Source organism: Rhizobacter sp. P2_H2 (genome assembly GCF_056403375.1).
The window spans coordinates 1-4411 of the sequence record NZ_JBFUFP010000420.1; the positions used below are offsets into that span (position 1 = coordinate 1).

The window sequence follows — 4411 nt, forward strand, 5'->3', positions numbered from 1 at the left end:
CGATAGCGCAAGGCCGCCAGCTCGGGCAGCTCGATCACTTCGGCCGCGACCTGGGCCGGGTGGCTGAGCGGCCAGAGCCCGATGAGCAGCGGCAGGGCCAGGTGGATGCAACGCTCGAAGCTGGCTGCCGCGATCGACGGCACACAGGCGTGAAAGTCGAGCGCGGTCTCCTTGCGCACGGCCAGCAGGCCATGCTTGAACTCGACCATGCGCCCGGCTGAAATGTTGTGCTCGAGGATCGACGGGAAGATGCTGGTGAGCCGGCACAGCAGCGGGCGCGCCGCCACGGTGGCCGCGAACGCCCGCGCGATGTGCTCGACGGTTCCTGCGCGCTTGCGGTCCCGCCCCAGCGCTTTGCGCAGTTCGGCACGCCACACGACGAACTCCTCGACCAGCACATCCAGCAAGACGGCTTCGCTGCTCTCGAAGTACCGGTAGACGTTCGACTTGGTCATCCCGGCGCGCCGCGCCAGTTCGTTGATGCCCAGGTCATGCACGTCCGGCATGTCCAGCAGCAGCGCCTTCGCGGTGTCGAGCAGGTGGCGGCGGCGCTCCTCCTTCTGTTCGGGGGAGCGCGCGCGCAGGTACGGGGAGGGAGGGCTCATCGGGATCGTCGCTGGCAGGGATTTGCACGGGAAGGGGCTTGCGCAAGAGACCGATGGTCTGCTACATTGGAGACCATCAGTCTTCTAACGCTCGCAGCATAGCAAGGAAACACCATGGACATGAATGGCAGGACGGCGCTCGTGACGGGTGCTTCCTCGGGCATTGGCAAGGCCACCGCCGAGCGGCTGTCGACGGCGGGTTTCAAGGTCTACGGCACCAGCCGGCGTGGCGCCCACGCAGACCCGCAGTCCTTCGAGATGCTGTCGCTGGACGTGACCAGCGACGAATCCGTCGAGGCCGCCGTGGCGCAGGTGCTGCGCAGGGAGGGCCGCATCGACGTGCTCGTGAACAACGCGGGGTTCAGCACGGCCCCGGCCGGCGCGGAAGAGAGCTCGATGGCGCAGGCCCGGTCGATCTTCGAGACGAACTTCTTCGGGATCGCCCGGATGACCCGCGCCGTCGTGCCTCACATGCGGCGCCAACGCAGCGGTCGCATCGTCAACATCGGCTCCATCTTCGGCTTCCTGCCGGCGCCCTACATGGCGCTCTATGCCGCCACCAAGCACGCGGTCGAAGGCTATTCGGAATCGCTCGACCATGAGCTTCGCACGATGGGCGTGCGGGTCTCGGTGGTCGAGCCCGCGAATACCAGGACGCAGTTCGAGGCGAACCTGCTCGAACCCGACGCCAAGCTCGACGAGTACCGCGACGTTCGCGCGGCCGTCGGCAAGCGGCTGACCGAGCTGATCGACGAGGCAGACGAGCCGGCGGTGGTGGCCGAGACCGTGCTGAAAGCGTCGATCGCGGCCCACCCGAAGCTGCGCTACACGGCCGGCGGCCGCGCCGGCTTCCTGCAGTTGCTTCGCACCTTCGCACCGGCCGGCATGGTGGACGCCGGCATTCGCAAGAACCTGCGTCTCGCGGCGTGAGAACCATGAAAGCATTCGTTCTCCATCGATACGGCAAGAAGGGCGCATTGGAACTGGCAGAGGTGCCGATTCCGGAGCTGCGCGACGACGAGGTCCTGGTCCAGGTCCATGCCGCCGGCGTGAACCTGCTGGACTCCAAGATCAGGGACGGCGAGTTCAAGCTCATCCTGCCGTATCGCCTGCCGCTCATCCTCGGCCACGACGTGGCCGGGGTGGTCGTCAGGATCGGCCCGCGCGTGCGGCAGTTCAAGGTCGGTGATGAGGTCTGTGCGCGGCCGGACGACTTCCGGATCGGCAGCTTCGCTGAATTCGTGCCCGTCAAGGAAGCTTCGCTGGCGCTCAAGCCGCGAGGGCTCACGATGGAAGAAGCTGCTTCCATCCCGCTGGTGGCCTTGACGGCGTGGCAGGCCCTGGTCGTGAAGGCCGGCTTGAAGAAGGGGCAGAAGGTCTTCATCCAGGCCGGCTCCGGCGGCGTCGGCACCGTGGCCATTCAACTGGCCAGGCATCTCGGCGCCACCGTGGCCACGACGACGAGCTCGGCCAATGTGGATCTCGTGAAACGCCTGGGCGCCGACATCGTCATCGACTACCGGAACCAGGACTTCGGGGATGTCCTGCGCGACTGCGACGTGGTGCTGAACAGCCAGGACGGCAAGACGCTCGCAAAGTCCCTCCGCGTGCTCAAGGCCGGCGGGAAGCTCGTCTCCATCTCCGGGCCGCCCGATCCCGATTTCGGCACGGAGATCGGGGCACCCTGGTTCGTGAAGCTGGCCATGCGGCTGCTGAGCTCGGGCGTGCGGCGACAGGCGAAGCGCCGTGGGGTCGGCTACTCGTTCCTCTTCATGAGAGCGAACGGGAGCCAGTTGCGCGAGATCACGCGGCTCTTCGATGCCGGCGTCATCCAGCCGGTGGTGGACCGGGTCTTCCCGTTCGAATCGACCAACGAGGCGATGGCGTATGTCGAAGCGGGCCGCGCGAAGGGCAAGGTCGTCGTCAAGCTCCGGTGAGCGCGACATCCTGGGTTCCGTTGCGGGCATCTGTGTTATCGTTGATATCAATGAATTGATACCACTGATATCGGGCCTCACGCCCAGGAGATCCAGATGCCGCTGCCTTTCGTCGCTCCTGCCGCGAAGACCGCGAGTCCCTTCACGTCGTTCCGACCGGACCACGTGGGCATCCGCGTCGACGACATCGATGCGGCCATCGCCTGGTACACGAGCACCCTCGACTTTCGCGTGATGCACTCGATGGCGCTTGGCGAGCGCAGGTTCGTCTACCTGGCGCCTGCGGTTCACGACGACTTCTGGATCGAGTTGCTCGGAGGGCAGGAGTCCTTGCCGCGTCCGTCGCGGGGCGATGTCAGGGTGGCCGGCTGGGATCACGTCTGCCTGCGAGTCGACAACGCCGACGACACCGTCGAAGCGCTGCGCCGCCGTGGCGTGAACATCGTGCGGGACCCCTTCGACGTTCCGCCCATCAGTCACCGCATCGCCTTCTTCACCGACCCGTGGGGGAACCTGTTCGAGTTGTTCCAGCGCATTGGGGCGGTCGCGTGAAGGATGAATCCCGCACACGCATCGTTGCCGCCGCCATTCAACTGCTGGCCGAGGGCGGCGGCGACGCCGTGACCACGCGTGCCGTTGCCGCGGCGGCAGACGTGCAGGCGCCGGCGATCTACCGGCTCTTCGGCGACAAGGAGGGCCTGCTCGACGCCGTTGCGGAACAGGCGCTGGCCGACTTCGTCGCCAGGAAGCGAGCCGACAAGTCCGGCGTGGACCCCGTCGAGTCGCTCCGCAAGGGCTTCATGGGCTACACGTCATTCGGGCTGGAGAACCCCGAGGTCTTCGTGCTGATCTACGGCCGGCCCGGTCGCACGTCGAAGGCCGCGGTGGCGGGGCTGGCGGTGCTGCGCGACAGGATTCATGCGATCGCCCTGGCCGGCCGGCTGACGGTGAGTGAAGAGCGCGCGGTCGACCTCTGCCACGCGATGGCAAAGGGCACGGTGCTCGAGATGCTCGGCAGGGCCCCCGAGGCGCGTCGCGGCATGGCCGAGGCGGCCCGCGACGCGGTCCTGGGCGCCATCCTGAAGGACGCCCCGGTGAAAGACTCCGGCGTGGCTGCGGCGGTCTCGACGCTGCGTGCGCACCTGGCCGACCTGCCGGGACTCACCGCGGGCGAGAAGCAGCTCATGCACGAGTGGCTCGTGCGGGTCGCCGACCCGGCGCCCCGACAGGCGCCCACGGCAGGTCACGGTGCCGCGCGCCGCACGTAGGCGTCGCACCAGCCCTTGGCCGCCACCAGCTTGCGCGGGAACAGGGTGCACTCCGACCAGGCCTGGGCCGGCACGCGGTACAGCGCGCAGTTGTCGCAGGTGCTGCCGGCGGTGAACTTCGGATAGACCCGGCGGTCGACGCGCGCCGCGTCCTCGACGTAGCCCACCGCCTTCGCGTGGGGATCGCGCTCGTCCAGGTGCGGGAAGGTCGACGGGTCCGGTGGCGGCACCGGCTTCGGCTTGGCGTGCGCCGCCGGGAACCACAGCGCGGCGCCCACCGGCACCAGCCGGATGAAGCGACGCCGCGTGCAGGCGGGTGTGCCGCCGCGCGCGGCTTCGAGGTGGGTCTGGGTGGGCAGCGCCATGCGGTCTCCAGCGCAAGGGTCATCGAGCGGATCCATTGTTCGGTGCACTGCGGCGCCGCGATTTGACCCACGTCAATCGCGGGCCGCGGCACGCAGCTCGAGGTAGCCGCCCGCGCGGAACACCGTCAGCCGCGTGCCCGCCACCGAGCGCCACGACAGCAGCGCCCGCACGAAGTCGCCGCTGTCGCCGAGCGCCCGGCCGTTCATGCCGACCACGATGTCGCCGACGCGCAGTC

Annotated in this window: 6 protein-coding genes; 4 read left to right on the top strand and 2 right to left on the bottom strand. The window is 68.2% G+C overall.

What is annotated here, in order from left to right:
* Nucleotides 1–605: TetR/AcrR family transcriptional regulator (locus AC1D15_RS19430; protein WP_477827269.1), on the bottom strand; the 605-nt coding region annotated here is incomplete at its 3' end.
* A 120-nt stretch (nt 606–725) separates the two neighbouring features.
* Here AC1D15_RS19430 and AC1D15_RS19435 point away from each other — a divergent pair.
* The 4 genes from AC1D15_RS19435 (at nt 726) to AC1D15_RS19450 (ending at nt 3810) form a co-directional block, all read left to right on the top strand.
* Complete coding sequence (locus AC1D15_RS19435) at nt 726–1535, top strand: oxidoreductase (RefSeq protein ID WP_477827274.1); 810 nt, start codon at nt 726–728, stop codon at nt 1533–1535.
* Nucleotides 1536–1540: 5 nt separating this feature from the next.
* On the top strand, nt 1541–2542 hold the full coding sequence (locus AC1D15_RS19440) for an NADP-dependent oxidoreductase (RefSeq protein ID WP_477827270.1): 1002 nt from the start codon (nt 1541–1543) through the stop codon (nt 2540–2542).
* 96 nt (nt 2543–2638) lie between these two features.
* Entirely contained in the window at nt 2639–3094 is a 456-nt protein-coding gene (locus AC1D15_RS19445) for a VOC family protein (RefSeq protein ID WP_477827271.1), read from the top strand.
* A complete protein-coding gene (locus AC1D15_RS19450) occupies nt 3091–3810 on the top strand; it encodes a TetR/AcrR family transcriptional regulator (protein WP_477827272.1) in 720 nt (239 codons plus the stop codon). The genes AC1D15_RS19445 and AC1D15_RS19450 overlap by 4 nt, the downstream gene beginning before the upstream one ends.
* Here AC1D15_RS19450 and AC1D15_RS19455 read toward each other — a convergent pair.
* A complete protein-coding gene (locus tag AC1D15_RS19455) occupies nt 3786–4175 on the bottom strand; it encodes a high-potential iron-sulfur protein (RefSeq protein WP_477827273.1) in 390 nt (129 codons plus the stop codon). The two genes, AC1D15_RS19450 and AC1D15_RS19455, sit on opposite strands and share 25 nt — an antisense overlap.
* Nucleotides 4176–4411 lie beyond the last annotated feature (236 nt).